Raw genomic sequence first — 18,830 nt, forward strand, 5'->3', positions numbered from 1 at the left:
ACATGATCAATACACAGTACACCGAGGTGATGCAAACCAACCTTGAGAAGTTGCAAGATGCTCAAGTCGAAGACGGGCTGAGTGAGCGTTTTGAACAAGCCATGTCTATTCCGGAGGGGAACAACGGTTTAGAAGGCGGTTTGCTAGAAAACATCAGCGAACTAAAAAACACCATCGACAACGCGAAAAGCAGTCTGCAAGACAGCATGAAAATGGTCGGTGACGATCCTGCGCAACTGTTGCAAATGCAGTGGGCGTTAACGCGAATCACGTTTCAAGAAGAGTTGATCGCGAAAACCGTGGGTAAAACCACACAGAATGTCGAAACGCTTTTGAAGGCGCAGTAATGATGAAAAATAAAATGCGCGCGCTTTGCCTTGTATTGGCGCTGTTTTTGGTGGGTTGCCAAACCGAGCTTTACACCAATGTGAGCCAAAAAGAAGGCAACGAAATGCTGTCGATCTTGTTATCGGAAGGCGTGGTGGCGACCAAAGAACCGGACAAAGACAACAAAGTAAAATTGATGGTCGATAGCTCGCAAATCGCGTTCGCCGTTGATGCATTAAAACGCAAAGGCTACCCAAGAGAGCAGTTCTCGACGTTAAAAGAAGTGTTTCCGAAAGACGATTTAATCTCCTCGCCATTGGCGGAAAGAGCGCGTTTGGTTTACGCAAAATCGCAAGAATTGTCATCAACGCTGTCGCAAATTGATGGTGTGCTGGTGGCGCGAGTCCACGTGGTACTCGAAGATCAAGATCTTCGCCCAGGCGAGCGTCCGACTCCTGCTTCGGCATCGGTGTTTATTAAACATGCTGCCGATGTAGCGTTGGACTCTTACGTGCCTCAAATCAAATTGTTGGTGAACAACAGTATTGAAGGGCTGAATTACGACCGCATTAGCGTCGTGATGGTGCCATCTTCGGAGGTGCGAGTGACGACTCAAAGCAACCAATTTAAAAGTATTTTGTCGGTACAAGTTACCAAAGAAACGGCGAACCATCTCATCGGGATTTTAGTGTTTATGGTACTGCTATTGATTGGCTCGAATGTCGCGACGTTCACGTGGTGCCGCAGGAGCGCAAAGCGTGGTTAAACCTGAAACACCGATGGCTCAGGTGCTGCATCAGTTCAACTACTGCCCATGTCAGTACCTAGAGCAAAACTGGATCGTGCCAAAACAGCCTTGGCTTCTTAATTTGGATGGCTGGCGAGATAACCCAAACTTCAACCTTTGGTGTTTAGAAGAGTGGGCGCTTGCGCCTGTGCCAGAAACGGCTTTTAACAAGCCACACCATAGCTTGGCTCTGCTTCCTCCTGATGCGCTCAGTACGTTAATGCTCACCATTGGCGGGGCGTTGCACAGTTTTGCGATGCGCCAAGTGGTTCTTAAAAAGCCCAAGCAGTGTTTGAACAACGTGTTTGGTTTGGATATCGCCCGTTTTCTTATTCAGCAAGGGCCGATGTTGTTGTCACAATGGCCGAAAGGTTGGCAAAAAGCGCTACCAGACATGATGAAAGAAGACGAAGTTGAACGTCACATGCTCAAACAGGGCTACGCATGGATGAAGTTCATCTTAGCGAGCTCTTCTCACGATATTTTGCTCCGTTGGCAGTTCAAGCTCGATCAATCACTTAGCCAAGTGAAAGAAAACACCTCTTGGCTCGTTGAAGAGCAACGTGATCTCGCGTACCGACTCACCAAAAAAATCGCAAAACAGGTTATTCCCCAATGGTTTCATTTGTTGAAATAAAAACCGACAACTTGCAGTTAGCGCCAGGTTTAAAGGTGCTCAAAGCCAAGGATTACGTTAGTTATCTCGATTCGCAACATTTGGTTGAAGCGGCGAATTCGAAAGCCGACAGCATCATTGCTAAAGCGCAGCAAGCGTATGAAACCGAAAAGCAGCGCGGCTATCAAGATGGTTTGGAGCAGGCGAAAATAGAAAATGCGCAGGCGATGGTCGCTACTTTGGCTCGCTGCAATGAATATTACCTGCAAGTTGAGCACAAAATGACGAACGTCGTCTTAGACGCGGTGCGTAAAATCATCGACACATTTGATGACGTTGACACCACGATCAGCGTGGTCAGAGAAGCGCTGCAATTGGTGAGTAATCAAAAGCAAGTGATCTTACACGTTCATCCTGAGCAAGTGGTTGACGTGAGAGAGAAAGTTGCTGGCGTTTTGAGTGATTTTCCTGAAGTGGGTTATGTCGATGTGGTTGCCGATGCGCGCCTCAAAAACGGTGGCTGCATACTGGAAACCGAAGTCGGCATTATTGACGCCAGTATCGATGGACAGATTCAGGCGTTAAAGCAAGCGATGGTGAAACAACTCAGTGAGCGGAAAATGACGTCACCAGAGTAGAGCGTCACCGCCAAATCAATCGAACACAAAGCTCAGCACATTGCTGAGCTTTGTTGTTTTCAAACGTCTTAAAACGAAAAAAATCCGACCATCTTTAGCATATTAATCGCGCCGAATGATGAAAAATAACAGCATCAAAACGGCCTGGGTCACTCTGTTTTCATGACTCGTCCGCCGAATTCGTAACAAGCACTATAGGATTATTCATTCAAATGGCTAATGGATTTATTACCGCTTTGATGACGGATTTTGCTCACCGTTGCCAAATAGAACAACTGGTTTTTGATGGCGACGATTGCTGTCATCTTTTGATTGACCAAGACACGGCAATCACTGTGCGTGCTGAGGATGATCGCCTGACGCTCATTGGCTTGATTTCTGGCGACAAACCAGAACATGACGTGATGCTGCAATACATGAAAGCGTCGCTCACTCAAGGCTCACCAGCCGTTTACTGGGACGAGGAAGTCGGTTTTGTTGGCTTTGTTCATCTAAGTCAGCAATGGCTGGATGCAGCGATTTTGGATGAATCTCTCGGCAATTTCATTGAGTGGTTAAAAAGCACGACCAACTCAACAATCAGTGACGAGCCAAGCGCGCCAGTGATGGATGCTAACCAATTCTCTACATTAAGGGTGTAAATCATGATCAGTTTTGGAAATGTGAGTGCATTGCAAGCGGCGATGCCACAAGCTCGTAATGAGATTCTAAATGAAGGCAAACTCAGCATTGGTGGTAAGGAATATACGATCAATGCTGCTACTCAAGAGTTTACACGCGCAAACCCTACAAGTGGTGCAGTCGCGCGCTTCTTTGAAGCTACTGGGAAATTATTTCGTGAAGGCAACACGCAGTCTGTGGCAAAAGCGATCACAAAAGCAGTGTTTGACAACGAACAGGGACAAGCTCAACGTTTGCAAACATCGTCTTCTGTCGAGCATGGTCAGATGTTGTTTAAAGACGCGAACCTCAAAACGCCTTCAGATGTTCTGAATGCGTTTGCGAAGTTGGACAGCAAAATGGTGAAGTCTCACGCCGCTGAGTTGAGCCAACTTGCCGAACGAGCCATGACAGAAGTGATGCTAGAGACGGATTCTGGCAAGAACCTCAAAGCGCTGATTGGTGATGATGCCGTTAAGTCGCTCGCGGTGCGTGTGGTGAAAGATTACGGTGGTGGCGTGGCGGCTGCTCAGAAAAATCCAGAAGTACGCATCAACCAAATGCAAGCTGTCTTTGACATGGAGGTGATGCACCTAAAAGCAGCGCAGCGACATATTGAAGGGTTAGCAAGTACGGATTTAGACCAAGGCGTGTATGCAGAAGATCTTCCTGAAGACGCTTTCAATAAAGCTGGCGTGACGAACAATGTTGAACGCGCAGCGGCTTGGATCATCAACGCTTCAAACTCAAAAGGGAACGATGCGGAAAACATCACGTCATTATTGAAAGAGTACGCGACCAACGGTAAAGACTTGCTGAATATGGACAACCTAAAAGAGTTACATGCTCGTTTGGTACCAAATGTAGAACGCGATTACCGTGGGCCAAATATCTCTGGCGGCACATTACCATCTAGTATTGGTGGGGAAGGCATGTTGAAGCAACACATCGAAGGCTTTTTGAAAGAGAATCCAGTTGCGGACAAAGACCTCGGTAAACATTTGTTTGCTGGTGTGATTGGTTATCATGGCTTTACCGATGGCAACGGACGCATGGGGCGCATGCTTTATGCCATCGCTGAACTGCGTAATGACTCGTTCAATCCTCTGGCGATGAATGCCGAAAATAGCCTTCACGGTATCAAATAACTTAGCGCACCAAATAACTCAGTGATTTTCGGTGTTGGTATTTGTATGTTGGTAAGAGCGGCGAGCGCCGCTCTTTTTGTTGCCGCTGTTCATGCGATTCAATCTCATCGACTTTTGAAACGGCCAATAGCAATAAAATTCGGACGTTTAAATAAAGTCCAACTTCAAAGCTCACCCTAAAATGTCCCTCACCTTTATGCGCTTAATTCAATAAGCCGTCATCAAATTTAACAGGAAACAACATGGATACCGGAAAGATCAATATTCTTCTCGCAGAGCTAGGGGATTCACTCAACCTTGAGCGTGTTACAGAGTTTGAGCATCAAATGTGGTCGCTCTGTTTCAGCGAAGATAACGCTATCGATGTGCAATTTGTGCAAGAGAAGAACGAGGTGCTTGTCTCAAAAAGCCTAGTGGTAGAGAAAGATATTCTCACCGCCGACAAGCTCCAAGTGCTGCTGGAATACAACTTTTTGTATCGCGAAACGGGCGGAGTGCAGTTTTGCATCAACCCAACCACCAAAGACATTTTGCTTCAAATCGCCATCACGGCAGACACCGAGATCAGCCAATTAGCCAACGTGATCAGTCAGTTGAATGAGTTGAGTGACACTTGGGTGCAACTGTTCCAAAACAACACGGTTGTCGATTTTAGCCAACAAACTGGCTCACACCCGTTTATTCAAGTTTAAGGTTTTTTACATGGTTAATATCAATACGTCACACATGCAGTCGTTGAGCCAGCTGACGTCACATTTAGCGACACAGAATCAAGCGGACGATAAAGAGATTCGAGCACACAACGGCAAAGACATTTTCGTCAAAGAAGGTGCGCCAAAAAACAAAAGCGTGAGCGCTCGTATTAGCCATCAGAACAAAGCGAAAGACATCGTGGTGAATCTGCTCACCAAGCAGGGCATTCCAAAAGATGTGGCGAAGCAAATGCTACAAAACGTGCTCAATGGCGAAAATAAACTGACGCTCGGCAATTTGAAAAATCTTGAAAGATTGTCGTCTGGCCCAAGTTCGCATTGGCCTGCCGCACAAACCGACACCTCGTCTTCCAAAACCAGCAAAGCCTCATCCAGCGTGGCGCTAATCAACGGGCACAAAGACAACCTTCAAAAGCTGGGGGATTTTGCGTGTACAGACTTAAATACGTTTGGTCAAAAAGGGTCGCAGTTTTATGAAACAAAAGGCGCGCCAAGGCTAAAAGCTCTTTACGCGAACCAAGCACGTATCGCGCAAGATCAAAGAGCGACCATGTCTGCCAGCGCAGTTCAAGCTGCCGCTCAAAGAGGCAATGCTCCGCAGCTAAGTACATTACAGAACATTGCTAAGTATGTACAAAATGCCAAGGCAGGTTGCTGTACCACATTTGCTTTCGCTGCCGCTGCTGAAATGATTCAAGGCATGTCGGGCACACCAGAAAACCAGCCAAAAGTAGAAGTTGTGGCGTTTAAAAAAGGCCATTCTGGCACGCACCTTTATGTATTGGTGGGGAGACAAGAAGGCAGCGACATTAAAGACCCATCGACATGGAATAAAGACGTAAAAATCGTCGATCCTTGGGCGGCGTCAGCATTTGGTGCGACCATGTTCGGTGATGCCCAACGCCCGCCAGTATCGAACATGTTCCCCCCAACAGAAGTGATTTTCGATAGCCACAAACTTGGTTAATCGAGGTTTGTACGTTGATTTAACATCGAATATGAAAATCGAACCCGTAAGAAAAGAGCAGCTGAGTGTTGCTCTTTTTTATTTATAAACCAAATAGTTAAATTGAGGTTGTATCTGAGGCCATCATCACAAAGAAACGGTGAAAGTGACAAAAATAAAACCATTAGCGACATCGTCAAAATGGGAATCGGTGTTCAATAGAGTGACGGAAACAAGAGGAAAGATTATGAACACGATTCAACCACTGCTCGATGAGTTTTGTCGTTTAAATGAATTACCACCGCTCATTTTAGAAGATGGAAATCGTTGTCAGCTTCTCGTTGATGATCGATTCGTGCTGTACTTCACCGCCACAGAAGATGACGCCTTAATGCTCTCTGTTGCGTTTGGCGGCTTAGAAAAATCGGGAGAGTTGCGCGTAAGAGGCTTAGAGCTATTAGCCCGCGCAAATTACCAAAGAGTAGGCAGCGGCAACTTGGCGTTATCGCTCGCCCCGAATGGTCGACAACTTGTCTTAGCGGGTCGCCAACCTACCGAGCATCTTAATTCAGCCAACTTGACAGTTTGGTTCCACGAAATCATCGAACAGACCGAACTTTGGCAAGCGCGTTTTGCCATGTTGGATCAAGATCTTTCAGCCACTTCAAATCATGAACAAAGTCATGTTCAACCACTGCGTGTGTAGGAGGGAGTTATGGTGAATACAACGCAAAAAATCAGTCAAAGCCCAGTACCCGATTTGGAACAGTTTCGTGCCATTGCCGCGCAAAAAGATGACCGAGTAATCAGCAAAAGAGGCGAAGTCAAAGAGCCATCTACGTTCCATAAAGGCCACAAGTTTGCTTCTGTTAGCGAAGGTGTATTAAGAAAAAAATACACTAAGTTCTTCCAAGAAAACATCAAAACGCACCTCGACTTGAAGCAGGCACTGCTTAAGGAAGAAAAACCAGAAACCGCACTTTTGGCTTATTCATTAGTCAGTCCGTCAGGCTACCGAGGAGAACCATTAACCGAGCGAAAAATTTTGGAAGTGGTGAGCCTACTTGATGAAGTAAAAGTCGACGGTGACACCTATCAGCAGCTCAAAAATACGTTTGATTCGATCAGCAAAGATCCGCGTATGCAGGTCAGTTTGGAAAACCAGTATCCTGGGAAAATGGACGGTTTCGGCGCGCAGTTGTTGGAAATGGGAAAAGAGAAGCTGAAAGGCTCGGGTGTTAACGCTGCCATCAATTTGGCGTTACCCGGCGTGGGTTTGCTCGTCGCCACAGGGCGTGAACTTCATAAAGCATCCGTCAATGGTGATGCCGAAGCGTATCATCATCAACTCGAACAAATCTCGCAATTGCCGGGAAGAGATCAGCGCTTATCGATGCCAATGCAACAAACGTTAGCCATTGGTCACGCGATGCTGTCCGCTGAGGGCGCAGTTGGTGCCACACTTGGTATGGCGACAGGCGGTTTGGGTACGTTTGGTGTAAGCTCTGTGGCGACGGCAGGGGTTACGCCGATAGCAAAAGAAGCCATTGGAACTGCTTTAGCCACTGGCATTATCAGCGGCGGGGGCTTTGTTGCTGGCCAAGCTGGGGCGTATGGCTTAAATAACGAAGTGCAAGACCAACTCAAACAAGGGCCAATGTCTGGCGTGCTGCCACGTTTGGAAATTTCAAACGTGAAGGGCGATTTCACTTTTAGCATGCAAGAGCCGGCGGCAGTTCGCGCACTGATGGCGTATCTTGGTCCTAAAGAAGATACATCAATGAGCTCACCTCAAGCGCCAAAAGAAGCGCAAGAGATGGAAGCCGCACGCTTAACACTCAAACAAATGCTTGGCTCAAGCCCGAGTGAACATCTCGTTCCTGATGTCGACTCATTGCTTAAACTGAGCGATGAAGACATGCCAAGTCAGACGGAATCTACGGCGAACGGTGCATTTAAAAAGCTGTTAAGTGAAGATTGGGATTGGCTGATGCCTGCTGTCCGAGCAATGGATAAAGGTGAAGCGAACAAAATCAACGAGAAGTTGACGTACAAGCTGCCTTTGGACGCGGCAAACGGACGTGTGTATCTCGATAAGAGCCCGAACCTAAGTGACGCCCAGCTTGATGCATTAGATAAACTCGGCTCACCAAGCCAGTTACGACTAATGTACTTAGCCGAAGGCTGGATTTAAAAGAAAAGGGAGCATTCGCTCCCTTTTTGCCTATTATATCGCCGCTTAAACAGTGCCATGTTTAACGTGAACTTATTGATTGGGGTTGAGATGGTCAAACGCGGCTAACATTTCGTCTGTAGATAACTGGTCTCCCATTCTTCCTCGTTTTACATATTGATGCTCGAAGCTTGTTGCGCCTTTGGCTCGAACTAATGCAGCAAATTCGTCAATAAAGTGTTGTTCAAATTTGCTATTGAACGAGTTAAACAATATGCCCCGTTTGTTGGTTAAATCGTTGTCTTTCACAAATTGCCAAATAGGTGGGGCTGGACTGTATAACCAAATAGGAGAGCCGAGATAAACCGTATCGTAAGAGGAGAGGTCGATATGCTGTGGGACGATCTCTGCAACATTACTTCTGGCATCTTTCAACGCACTTATCCATCCTGGAATGCCGAGCTCGTAGCTTTTGGCAAAAATTTCATAAACATGCCCATTTGTTTTGTTGGCAATATGTTCGGACAGAGTGGCGGTATTTCCTGAGCGAGAGAAAACGACGATTGCGGTTTTAGACTCACCGGTTAACGAGCGCTGCAGATGTTCCTGCTTTTGTTTGTGTTTGCGGTATTGTGAGTTTTCGATTTGAGTAACGACGAGAGCAACCACCATCAAAAGTACGAACAATATAAATAGAACGATGAGCGTCCATCGAAACATAGTCACTGACCTATGGCTATTAACTGGGAAATAGGAATAACAGAGAAGTAAGAGTGCGACCGGTTTGGTGGCACTCTTGATTTCAGATTACTTCAAATGCTTATCCAAGAAGGGCGAGACTTTCTCCATTGCCATTCCAACTGCTTGTGGATGGTCATACAACTCATAGTGAGACCAGTTTTCTAGATCAACTAGTTGGCGATCCTTTGACGCGACAGCTCGACCATAAACCTCCTGACCATCGCGATAAGCGCCAAACGCTCCCACTTTTTGACCAATCACGGTCATCACTGGTTGAGTTAATAAAGTTTCAGTGAAGGCAAAAGCATCCCAACTTAGGGTTTTCTGAGCATGAGAAAACAACATGCGCGTGGCTCCGCCTTCAGTCTGTCCACGAGGAGTTTTATAGTAGTCAGTCGCCTCAAACACATCGCGCTCCGTTAAGCCATTTTCTTTGGCAAACTCTAGGCTTGGTGGAAGAAGTTCGTTGATTTGTAACTCTCCGCCGCGAGCTTCAGCGGTACGCTGTGCCGCCATTGCTTCCAGCGTGCCGTTTGGGTTGTACAAGCTGAATCCTTCACGGAATAAGCGTCCCACATTGACTGGCGTAATGCCAACTACCGCTTTCAAACGTTTTTCTGTTAAAGCGGCACTGATGACATAAGCCCCGCCACCGCAAATTCCCAAGCCACCAATTCGAGTTTCATCGACATACGGCAGGGTTACTGCGTAGTCGATAACGCGACTGATGTCTTCAACGCGTTGGCTTGGGTCTTCAACATAACGAGGTAACCCTCCAGATTCACCTTGAAAACTCGCATCAAAGGCGATCACCACGTAACCAAGCTCAGCTAATGCTTTTCCGTATACCGCGCTTGACGTTTGCTCTTTGCAACTGCCAAATGGGTGAACGCTTATCATGGTTGGGTAACGTTTGGATTCATCAAAACCTTCAGGTAGTAGAATAAGTGCCGCTATATCCCAAGCCATATCTGCGTTTCTGAATGTTACTTTTTGAGTGTTCATATCTTTGTTCCTAGTTTCAAATTTGGCTCGAGATCGCAGAGCCAAACTATCTGGTATCTCAAATCAATCTGTTAAAGCGTGCGTTGGAAAAACGGCGCTAGAGCTCCAATCGCTTCTGCTATAGGGGTTTCACCATCATAAAGATCCATGTGATTTGCGCCGTCAACGACATACATGTGTTTATCCGTACTTGCCGCTCGTTCCATTAGGTCATCGCTCATCCATTTGCTGCCAGCCTCGCTACCGACAACGGTCAGCAATGGCTGAGTCAAGAACGCTTCTGCTTTGAAAAACGCATCGTAAGTGATGATTTGATTCAAACTACGTGCGGTTGCAAAGCCCGGCGCTGTGCAATATGCCGCGCGATCGGTGTGGTAATACTCCCACGCTTGGCGTAACTCTTCGTTTGGTGCGTCTTCTTCTTTTAACGGTGCCATTGGGATTGTGACAAATTCAGCGCCGCTCGCGTCTGAAGTTCTGGCGAGTGACCCCGCCTCGATGTAAGGGATGGCGTCGCTGTCTTTCACACTGTTATCCCAACCATTACGGAACATTTGACCGATATTAACCATGCTGACGGTACCGACAGCCTTAATGCGGCGGTCATTAATCGCTGCGTTCGCGGTGTAACCGGCACCTGCACAAATCCCCATTGCACCAATGCGTTCGTTATCTACGTAGTCAAGAGTGGTGAGATAATCGATAAAGGCACTCACATCTTCGGTACGAATGTGAGGGTTTTCTAGTTGGCGAGGCTCACCTGTACTTTCGCCCTGAAACGATGCGTCGAATGCGATAGTCACGAAGCCATGTTCTGATAGTTTTTTCGCGTAGGTTCCCGCTGTCTGCTCTTTAACGCCGCCACCAGGATGAGAAACAACAATGGCAGGATACGGTTTAGATTCATCAAAGTTTTCAGGAACGTTAATCACCGCTGCAATAGAGATGCCCATACCATTTAGATTTTTGAAAGTAACTTTAGACATAACGAAATTCTCCTGTAGCGTTTCACTGTTTTGTCTCGTGGGGCGTAAGCCTTGAGTTAATACTAGTGAACGAACTGTATTAGATAAATATCGTTTTACACACATGACTGTTAAGTTATACTTAACAAATGGCTATTGAACCTTCCCTAATATCTTCACTAACGTGGTTTGCGCATGTAGCGCGCCATCGTAGTTTTACGAAAGCCGCCTCCGAAATGGGAGTGACGCGGGCTGCATTGTCGCAGCATGTCAAAGGACTAGAAAAACAACTTCAAGTCAGGCTGCTAAATCGCACGACACGAAACATGTCTCTGACCGAAGAAGGGCAGCGTTTGCTCGACACCCTTCATCCTTCATTGACCAATATTGAGCAAGCCCTAAATTCGCTGAATGATTTACATATCGAGCCCGCGGGGCTCATTCGTATTAGCGTGTCTAGAACAGCCGCTCGGCTTCTTATCGAACCGCACTTGGGGGAGTTTTTATCTCGTTATCCGAAAATACGTTTAGAGCTGATCATGGATGACGGTCTGACAAATATTGTTGCGGAAGGGATGGATGCAGGAATACGTTTAGGTGTTAGCTTGGATGAGCACATGGTCGCGATTCCAATCACTCCAAATCTGACAAACGCGATAGTCGGTTCTCCAGATTACTTCAAGCGATATGGCAAACCTGAAACGCCGAATGACTTAGAGTATCACAACTGCCTCGCGTACCGTTTTACCTCAAGTGGCACACTTGACCATTGGTCACTCACGTCTCCTGATGTTGATAAACATACGGTGATATTTGAACCGAAAGGCAATGCGGTGTTCAACGACGATTACAGCATGTTGCAAGCTGCTATTCAGGGTGTGGGACTTATCAAGCACATTGATTTATGGGTATTGAAGTATCTTGAAGAAGGGAAACTGGAGCGCGTTTTTGTTGATTGGTGTAAACCGTTTCCGGGCTTTTATCTCTATATCCCTTCACGTGAAAACATGCCCAAGAAAATCCGCGTCCTTATGGATTTTCTGATTGAAAAGCGCGCTGAGCTTTAGGTTTACAAGTAAATCATACGCGCTTTCTGCAGACGTATCCGTGCTAGAAATATTAAATCAACCTGAGTTTTATTAAGGACAAAGCAACGTACTTTGTCCTTTGAATAAAACTATCTTTGAGTACCATCAGATTCCAATGACGCCAGCCAACGGAGCACTTCTGCCGTGGCTTCAATTAACTCGCTGGGGATGTATTGGTCAACGTTGCCGTCGGCATAAAGCGCACGCGCTAATGGCACTTTTTGCATTACTGGCACGCCTTCTTCTCGCGCAATTGCAATCATGCGTTTAGCCATCGCATCGGTTTCCATCAGAGTGATGACAGGCAACGGTGTTTCGCCTTTTTTGTAGTACAGACCAACCGCGATGTGAGTCGGGTTCGTTACTAATACGTTGGAGCGCTTAACGTTTTCGCGTTGATTAGAAGCTTGAAGTTCTTGATGAAGCTGACGGCGTTTACTTTTGATTTCCGGGCTGCCTTCCATCTCTTTGTATTCACGTTTCACTTCGTCCTTGCTCATTTTGAGCTTCTTCGTGTGGTCAAACTTCTGGTAGGCAAAATCTGCCGCAGCGATCACGACAAAACCAACCGATGAAATGATCATCAATTGTTTAATCATAACTCCCGTCACCGCAGGGACGCATTCTAATCCACAAGTTGGAATTTGCATTAAGGTGTTGATGTTGCCCCGCAACGTAACCCAAATGATGCAGGAAAGCAGAGACACCTTGAGTATCGACTTGATGAACTCAATGACGCTTTTTAGCGAGAAGATGCGCTTTGCGCCCTCGACAGGGTTGATTTTCTTAATGTCGGGCTTGATGGATTCGCCACTAAAAAGAAAACCAAACTGCCCCATGTTAGAAAAAATCGCGATAAGCGCGGCGACCAAAATAATTGGCGCGAGGAGGTAGGCTATCTCTTTGGCGATAGCGATGGCAACATCGATCAATGCGTCTTGAAAGCCTTGATATGCGAGCTCGCTTGGCAGCAAAAGTAGGGCAGAGATGTGCGACATGTAGTAATCGGCAAAGGCGAACAGCACGGCGATGAGTGCCAGAATTAGCGCCGAAGAGACGATCTCCTGGCTCTTTGCGACTTGTCCCTTTTTGCGGGCGTCGCGCAGCTTTTTGGCGGTGGGTTGTTCGGTTTTTTCACCACTCATAGAACATCCTAACCTTTATTTCCAAATCGTGTTGAGCTGATCGCCAAAGCGAGTGATGCCATAAAATAGTGCTTCAAAGTGATCCATCATTAATCCGAGATAGACGATCAATAACACACTCGCGATGGCACTTTTGATGGGCATCGCCAAGAAGAAAACGTTGAGTTGTGGCGCAAAGCGGCTGATCAGCGCAAGGCCAAATTCGGCTAAGAACATCGCGAGCACAAGTGGCGCCGACATTAATACACCAAGCCACATTAACTGTTGGAACTGATCATAGAAAAAGCTTACCCACGCGTCCGTGACCATCGGAAAAAAGCCGAGTATTGGCCAAGTGGTGTAGCTTTTAAACAGAGCGTAGATAAATGCAACAAAGCCACCGCCAGAGAAGAACAAGGTGATCAATGTTTGGGTGAGTAACACCGCCGTTGGGGTGGATTGAGAACCCAGCGTTGGGTTGAACATGCTCGCCATCGCCGCACCGCGTTGGTTATCCACCAAAAAGCCAGTGGCTTCAATCGCCCAAAAAGGAATGGCTGCGACAAAGCCAATCAGCATACCCAGCAAGACTTCTTTACCTAGAATCACAATCAACCAAAGGCCGTCAGTTTCGGCGGGCAATGCTTGCTCGTTTACGACGGGAAAAATAAACAACGCAAGTGAGCAAAGTACGCCGTTACGGATCATTGCGCCGCCAAGCATCTGTTTGCTCAAAATAGGCAGAAAGATAAAGCACGCCATGAGCCTTGGCAGCGTCAAGCTATAAAGAAACAAAGCTTGGTGTAAATCGTCGTAACTCATCGTATTTGTGGAATTTTATCCAGAGCGAGTGAGGCAAAAGCGTGCAGTTCTGCACCTAGCCACTGCGTTGTGATGAACAAGGTGATGATCACGGCAATGAGCTTCACGACAAACCCTAACGTTTGCTCTTGTACCTGAGTCAGTGCTTGGATCAGCGACACTAAGGTGCCGACTAATGCTGCGACTAAAATTGGTGGTAGCGACAAGAACAGAACCAAAGTGAGTGCTTGCGTTGTGAAATGGATGATTTCTGCAGGATTCATTCTCTCTCCTTCATCAACCGTAACTCAGCACTAAGCCGTGCGTGAGTTTTGTCCAGCCATCAAGCAAAACGAAAAGCAGTAACTTGAAGGGCAGAGAAATGGTCATCGGTGACACCATCATCATCCCCATTGCGAGCAGAATATTGGAAACAATCAAATCGATAGCGATAAACGGCAAGTAGAGTAGGAAGCCGATTTCAAAAGCCCGCGTTAACTCGCTGACCGTAAATGCAGGCAGCAACAGCAATAAGCTGTCGGATTCCAAACGGTCCACGTATTTTTGCGGCCACAGTGTGCGTGCTGCGTCGGTAAAAAATATCGCTTCGGTTTCACGAATGTGCTTTTTCAAAAACTCGCGATACGGCTGTAAACCACTTTCAATCAGGCCCTCAACGCTGGCAGAGTCTTCCAAAGAAATGTCGTGCTGTTTTACGTAGTCGTACGTTTCAAAGCCAACCGGTGCCATGATGAAAATCGACAAAATGATCGCCAAGCCATACAGCGCCATATTCGGCGGAATCTGTTGTACGCCAAGCGCATTTCGCAGCAGCGAAAACACGACCGCGAGTTTCACAAATGAGGTCGCCATCATGGCGATAAACGGGATCAATGCCAGCAACGCTAGGCTGACAATGAGGTTTAGCTCATCAGGTAACTGAATCATGCCGGCTCCTGAGTGCCGCCGAATAATTCAAGCACACGTACACCTAAATGATCGTTGACGTTTACCAGTTCACATTCTCCAATGATTTTACCATTCGCGCGCAGTGTCACGGGCTTAGACACCGGTTGGTTGAGCTCGAAAACGTACCCAGGTTGCAGTTGGTTGAGTTGTTCCAGCGTGACGGTTTGGTGGCCGATGTCGAACGTGAGTTCCACAGGCAGTTGCTGGTGGTCTGTGAGTGTTTCGGATGTGTTTACGTCATTCATATCGGTTTCTTTCTCAATGATGTAGAGGGTGTTGTCTTCAAGTTGACAACGCCACAGATTCTTATTGGATACCTGAACAATCGCTTGTTGCTGGGCGATGTAGCATTGGTCAAAAAAGATCACGTCTCCAAGCTCTAACGAATGGAATTGATTTAAGTCCAGGTGCGTTTTGCCAAGGCTTAGCCAGACAGGAAGGGCAATATGCTGAGTCAGTTGCGACGAGCATGGCGGCAGCGCATCAACTAAAACGCTTTGACCTTCACTTACCCACAAACAAAGTGATGCGCTCGGTTTGTTTAGCGTCAGCATTAAGGTATTGCGCTGCGTTTCGCTTTGTTCCAGCGGTTGTAATTTGCTGAGGATCGGTAACTGACCAAATAGGCGTTTGAACGCGTCAGCATGAGGCTCAATCTGCGTACTGAGCAGAGCTAACTGCAACGAGTTTGGGAGAGATTCAAACGCTGTCGCATTCAAAGTTGAGTGAAGCCATTGCTGCAGTTGCGCGGAACAAAAATCGACTTGAATGGTTTGTCCACCAACCAGAGTGGTCAAGCGGTAGCCAGAAAATTCCGGTTTTTGCGATGCGGTTATTGAGATGCTGTGCTCGTCACGTCCTTGAAAGTGGCATTGTTTAGCGCAGAGCTGATTGGTCAGCGCAATGCTCTCGGCATCGACTGTTGGGATGGTTAATTTCATTGATCCGCCTCGGGTTGCCATTCTTCATAAACGCTACGTTGTTGGCGTGATTGTTGTTGATCTTGCTGTGTGTGACCGTGTTGCGACGTCTGCTCGCTGATCGAGACGCGCAAAGGCTGTTCAAAGCCCATGCGGTTTAAACGTTCTGCCAGATCTTGCCTTGCTTGTTGATTGATGATGGAAAGCGCATGGTCTTGTCGAATCGTCACGCTATAACCTTGCGAATCTAACTTGATGTGGATTTCGCCACCTTTGAGTTGGCCCTCGCTCAGAAACAATCGTACTTCTTTCTCATTCGATGCCGTTGGTAGGGCCACGTACACTTTATCCACCAATTGCTGAATCAATTGGCTGACTTCACGAGTTGGTTGAGTTGGTTGTGGAGTCGAGATGCCTTTCAAAATCACATCGCCTTGAGTAATCGGTGTTGTGACTGGTTGATGCATCGGCTTGTCACTGCTTTTTTCTGAATCCAACATGGCTTTATCTAGCAACGTGCGCTCAGCCTGGCTCGCTTTGGGATGTTCATCATTCGGGAGTGGTGTTTTCAAATTGCGCGAATTAAAGCCAAGTGATGAGTCACCCTCATGCTTGTTTACTTCAGTTTTAGTTGCAGTTTTGTGCACTGCTGAAGTGACAGGATGAGAGGCGAGTGACGCAGACGTCGCAGACGCAACGGTTGTTGATGCTAATGTCGACGCTAAAGCGTCGGATACCGTTTCCATAGTGTCCGGTTTCGTTCCCGCAGTAGGAATGTGCTTAGTATCTTTCGGCGACTGTGTCGACTCGTGTAACTCTGCTGTTTTAGCTGTCGCGAGTTCGGTTTTAGAATCATCATGATCTTCGACCAAGCGTTCAAATGCATCTTGCTCGTCAGCGTTTTTCTCACGCTTATTCGAAGGCTCCATTGGTAGTTTCTTATCACCGGTAGTAGGAATTCGAATGTCAGATTTCATGTGTGCGTCCATATCGCTTGGCGTTTTGTCTTGGGTGTTCAGAGCGATAGGTGACGACGTATCTGATTCGTTGTTTTTATTTTCTGTGACGGCGTCACCACTTTGAGCAAAAGCAGATTTCTCAGCAGTCTTACGCTGGTTGCTACCTGTCGAATGTAATGACGCAAGAGAGCGCTCTGAGTAATTTTCAGTAAACGGTTTTTTAGCTTCTAAAGCCGCTTGATTATTGGTTTCATTTGGCTTTGGTTTGGTTTGGTCTGGGTTTTCCTTGAGCGCACGCTCAAAACGCGATTGAAGCATGGCATGATCGTCAATCGGCATCGGAGATTGTGATGAATGAGGCTGCGTACTTGGGGTATCCGTACTTGGTTTAATGCGCATGATGAACCTTTAGATAATATCGACAGTGCGAAACTCTTCTTGCTCGAGTTCTTCTTGGTACTGTTGTTGGCGCGATTGTTCCGCGATTTCTTGTTGTTGCAACTGAACGAATTTTTCTTTGGTTTTATGGGCTTGAAGGGCCTCTTGTTGTTTTTGTTTTAGCAGAGTGCGCTCTTGTTCTAACGTCACTTTTACTTCTGCTACGCGCTGCTTGAGCTCGGCTTCCCGTTCTCTAAGTAAGGCGATTTCTTGTCTTAGCGTTTCCAGCTCTTTAAGAAGCACGGTTTGCTGTTTGGCTTTCGCGAAGCGGCGTTCTTCTTCTTCCTGACGCCAAACGTGATAGTCCGCTACCGAGCGTTCTGCTTTTTGCAGCTCTGCCGCCACGTTGGCAACTCGGTATTCTTGGCGTTGAACGGCTTTATCGGCGCGGTCTGCACGAATTTTCTTAATTTCTAATAATCGTTCGATCATTGACCTGCGATGCCTTTCAGTTGAGCGATAGCACCTTCAAGGTCGCTTGGCTCATGGGTACCTTGACGTAAAAAGGTGCGAATATCGTCACTTTGCGCGATTGCCAGATCGGCACGCGGGTCAGCGCCATGTTGGTACTCGCCGATTTTGATAAGCAGCTCGACTTCTTCATATTTCGCCAACATTTCACGCAGATGCGCGGCAGATGCTTGATGATTCGGCTCGACAATTTGGTTCATCACTCGACTTGCAGAGCGGAGCACATCGATGGCCGGGTAGTGGTTCATCGCTGCCAATTTCCGCGAAAGGATAATGTGTCCATCCAGAATGGAGCGCGTTTCATCTGCGACAGGCTCGGTCATGTCGTCACCTTCGACCAATACGGTGTAAAGGGCAGTGATAGAGCCTTTGTCCGATTGGCCTGCACGCTCCATTAGTTTTGGCAGTGCGGCAAAAACAGAAGGCGGATAACCACGTCGAGTTGGTGGTTCACCAGCGGCAAGGCCAATTTCACGTTGGGCACGAGCAAAACGGGTGACGGAGTCCATCAGCAGCAAAACGCGCTTGCCTTGGTCTCGGAAATATTCGGCGATAGAAGTCGCAACGAACGCCGCTTTTGCGCGCTCCATGGCTGGTCTGTCGGATGTCGCAACGACCAGCACTGAACGCGCCATACCGTCTTCGCCCAAGTCGTGTTCGATGAACTCTCGCACTTCTCGCCCACGTTCGCCAATCAGAGCCAGAACGGTTACGTCTACGTCCGCAGAGCGAATCAGCTTCGCCAGCAAGGTACTTTTACCGCCGCCAGCCGCAGCGAAAATGCCCATACGTTGGCCTTCACCACAAGTGAGCAAACCATCTATGGAGCGAACGCCAAGCGAAATTGGTTTTTCGATCAATTTACGCTGCATCGGTGGCGGGGCATCACGATAAACGGGATACCAAGCACTTGGCTCTTGGCTTTGTGCACCATCGAAAGGGCGGCCCAGTCCATCGAGGATTTTACCCAGTAAGTGATCGCCAACACCGACTTCGTGCATTTTCCCCATCGGGCTCACCTCGGTATTGGATGAAATGCCGAACATGTTGCCAAGTGGGGTAAGCAGAGCGTGATGTTGTTGAAAGCCGACGACTTCAGCCAACAACGATATGGTTTGATCGGGATTGCGCAGCTCACACAACTCTCCAACGCGTACGCCCGGCACCACAGCCTTGATGATGGTGCCGGTTACTTGAGTAACGCGTCCGCGAATTTGGATCAAACGCGTTTGTTTGATCGCAGATTGCTGAATATCGGTGATGTATGAGAAATCGTTCAATGTAAAAAATATGCGCAATGATTGATGCTGGGAGAATAGAAAGGATGGGTTGGTATTTATA

General features: G+C 47.3%; 22 protein-coding genes. 11 read left to right on the forward strand and 11 right to left on the reverse strand.

Features of this window, described 5'->3' with window-relative positions; genetic code table 11:
- The first annotated feature begins 2 nt into the window (after positions 1-2).
- The 10 genes from vscI to vopQ all read left to right on the forward strand — a co-directional run bounded on the left by vscI (position 3) and on the right by vopQ (position 8,029).
- Positions 3-347 (forward strand): SctI family type III secretion system inner rod subunit VscI, encoded by a 345-nt coding sequence (gene vscI / locus NL646_RS18955; protein WP_005464519.1) that lies wholly within the window; start codon positions 3-5, stop codon positions 345-347.
- Positions 347-1,093 (forward strand): SctJ family type III secretion inner membrane ring lipoprotein Vsc, encoded by a 747-nt coding sequence (vscJ, locus tag NL646_RS18960; protein WP_005500485.1) that lies wholly within the window; start codon positions 347-349, stop codon positions 1,091-1,093. Before vscI ends, vscJ begins: the two co-directional genes overlap by 1 nt.
- Entirely contained in the window at positions 1,086-1,751 is a 666-nt protein-coding gene (vscK, locus tag NL646_RS18965; RefSeq protein WP_021448596.1) for a SctK family type III secretion system sorting platform protein VscK, read from the forward strand. The genes vscJ and vscK overlap by 8 nt, the downstream gene beginning before the upstream one ends.
- Positions 1,730-2,368, forward strand: a complete 639-nt coding sequence (gene vscL / locus NL646_RS18970) for a SctL family type III secretion system stator protein VscL (protein ID WP_005464499.1) — start codon at positions 1,730-1,732, stop codon at positions 2,366-2,368. Before vscK ends, vscL begins: the two co-directional genes overlap by 22 nt.
- 212 nt (positions 2,369-2,580) lie before the next feature.
- Positions 2,581-3,009 carry a CesT family type III secretion system chaperone gene (locus NL646_RS18975; RefSeq protein WP_021822432.1) on the forward strand — a complete coding sequence of 143 codons (429 nt, stop codon included), beginning with the start codon at positions 2,581-2,583 and terminating at the stop codon, positions 3,007-3,009.
- Between the two features lie 3 nt (positions 3,010-3,012).
- Positions 3,013-4,176: a T3SS effector adenosine monophosphate-protein transferase VopS gene (vopS, locus tag NL646_RS18980; protein ID WP_253664553.1), complete on the forward strand. Its 1,164-nt coding sequence runs from the start codon at positions 3,013-3,015 to the stop codon at positions 4,174-4,176.
- Positions 4,177-4,418: 242 nt separating this feature from the next.
- On the forward strand, positions 4,419-4,868 hold the full coding sequence (locus NL646_RS18985; protein ID WP_005464342.1) for a type III secretion system chaperone: 450 nt from the start codon (positions 4,419-4,421) through the stop codon (positions 4,866-4,868).
- 10 nt (positions 4,869-4,878) lie between these two features.
- Positions 4,879-5,856: a type III secretion system effector VopR gene (gene vopR / locus NL646_RS18990; RefSeq protein WP_047123552.1), complete on the forward strand. Its 978-nt coding sequence runs from the start codon at positions 4,879-4,881 to the stop codon at positions 5,854-5,856.
- 226 nt (positions 5,857-6,082) lie between these two features.
- A complete protein-coding gene (gene vecA, locus NL646_RS18995) occupies positions 6,083-6,541 on the forward strand; it encodes a CesT family type III secretion system chaperone VecA (protein ID WP_005464648.1) in 459 nt (152 codons plus the stop codon).
- A gap of 9 nt (positions 6,542-6,550) precedes the next feature.
- On the forward strand, positions 6,551-8,029 hold the full coding sequence (vopQ, locus tag NL646_RS19000) for a type III secretion system effector VopQ (protein ID WP_025574044.1): 1,479 nt from the start codon (positions 6,551-6,553) through the stop codon (positions 8,027-8,029).
- A gap of 72 nt (positions 8,030-8,101) precedes the next feature.
- Here the strand turns inward: vopQ and NL646_RS19005 are convergent, their stop codons facing one another.
- From NL646_RS19005 to NL646_RS19015, 3 genes are all read right to left on the reverse strand, one after another.
- Complete coding sequence (locus NL646_RS19005; RefSeq protein ID WP_253664554.1) at positions 8,102-8,728, reverse strand: hypothetical protein; 627 nt, start codon at positions 8,726-8,728, stop codon at positions 8,102-8,104.
- An 87-nt stretch (positions 8,729-8,815) separates the two neighbouring features.
- The gene (locus NL646_RS19010; RefSeq protein WP_140128131.1) at positions 8,816-9,754 is read right to left on the reverse strand and encodes an alpha/beta hydrolase; all 939 of its coding nucleotides are present in this window, start codon (positions 9,752-9,754) and stop codon (positions 8,816-8,818) included.
- Positions 9,755-9,825: 71 nt separating this feature from the next.
- Positions 9,826-10,740 (reverse strand): alpha/beta hydrolase, encoded by a 915-nt coding sequence (locus tag NL646_RS19015; RefSeq protein ID WP_253664555.1) that lies wholly within the window; start codon positions 10,738-10,740, stop codon positions 9,826-9,828.
- Positions 10,741-10,868: 128 nt separating this feature from the next.
- Here NL646_RS19015 and NL646_RS19020 point away from each other — a divergent pair, with 128 nt between their 5' ends.
- Positions 10,869-11,786, forward strand: a complete 918-nt coding sequence (locus NL646_RS19020) for a LysR family transcriptional regulator (RefSeq protein ID WP_015296802.1) — start codon at positions 10,869-10,871, stop codon at positions 11,784-11,786.
- A gap of 110 nt (positions 11,787-11,896) precedes the next feature.
- Here the strand turns inward: NL646_RS19020 and vscU are convergent, their stop codons facing one another.
- The 8 genes from vscU to vscN are packed head-to-tail and all read right to left on the reverse strand — an operon-like array spanning position 11,897 to position 18,769.
- A complete protein-coding gene (gene vscU / locus NL646_RS19025; RefSeq protein ID WP_005477705.1) occupies positions 11,897-12,952 on the reverse strand; it encodes a SctU family type III secretion system export apparatus subunit VscU in 1,056 nt (351 codons plus the stop codon).
- Positions 12,953-12,967: 15 nt separating this feature from the next.
- Entirely contained in the window at positions 12,968-13,753 is a 786-nt protein-coding gene (vscT, locus tag NL646_RS19030; RefSeq protein ID WP_005464642.1) for a SctT family type III secretion system export apparatus subunit VscT, read from the reverse strand.
- Positions 13,750-14,016 carry a SctS family type III secretion system export apparatus subunit VscS gene (gene vscS, locus NL646_RS19035; RefSeq protein ID WP_005464497.1) on the reverse strand — a complete coding sequence of 89 codons (267 nt, stop codon included), beginning with the start codon at positions 14,014-14,016 and terminating at the stop codon, positions 13,750-13,752. The genes vscT and vscS overlap by 4 nt, the downstream gene beginning before the upstream one ends.
- Before the next feature lie 13 nt (positions 14,017-14,029).
- A complete protein-coding gene (vscR, locus tag NL646_RS19040; RefSeq protein ID WP_005377232.1) occupies positions 14,030-14,680 on the reverse strand; it encodes a SctR family type III secretion system export apparatus subunit VscR in 651 nt (216 codons plus the stop codon).
- Positions 14,677-15,663: a SctQ family type III secretion system cytoplasmic ring protein VscQ gene (gene vscQ, locus NL646_RS19045; protein ID WP_079857775.1), complete on the reverse strand. Its 987-nt coding sequence runs from the start codon at positions 15,661-15,663 to the stop codon at positions 14,677-14,679. Before vscQ ends, vscR begins: the two co-directional genes overlap by 4 nt.
- Positions 15,639-16,979, reverse strand: a complete 1,341-nt coding sequence (gene vscP, locus NL646_RS19050; protein WP_253664556.1) for a type III secretion system needle length determinant VscP — start codon at positions 16,977-16,979, stop codon at positions 15,639-15,641. Before vscP ends, vscQ begins: the two co-directional genes overlap by 25 nt.
- A gap of 9 nt (positions 16,980-16,988) precedes the next feature.
- Entirely contained in the window at positions 16,989-17,450 is a 462-nt protein-coding gene (vscO, locus tag NL646_RS19055; protein WP_005464592.1) for a type III secretion system central stalk protein VscO, read from the reverse strand.
- Positions 17,447-18,769 carry a SctN family type III secretion system ATPase VscN gene (vscN, locus tag NL646_RS19060; protein ID WP_069521563.1) on the reverse strand — a complete coding sequence of 441 codons (1,323 nt, stop codon included), beginning with the start codon at positions 18,767-18,769 and terminating at the stop codon, positions 17,447-17,449. The genes vscO and vscN overlap by 4 nt, the downstream gene beginning before the upstream one ends.
- Positions 18,770-18,830: the final 61 nt, after the last annotated feature.

The sequence above is a fragment of the Vibrio sp. Y20_XG_PY13 genome (genome assembly GCF_024181925.1).
GTDB classification, from domain to species: Bacteria; Pseudomonadota; Gammaproteobacteria; order Enterobacterales; family Vibrionaceae; genus Vibrio; species Vibrio parahaemolyticus.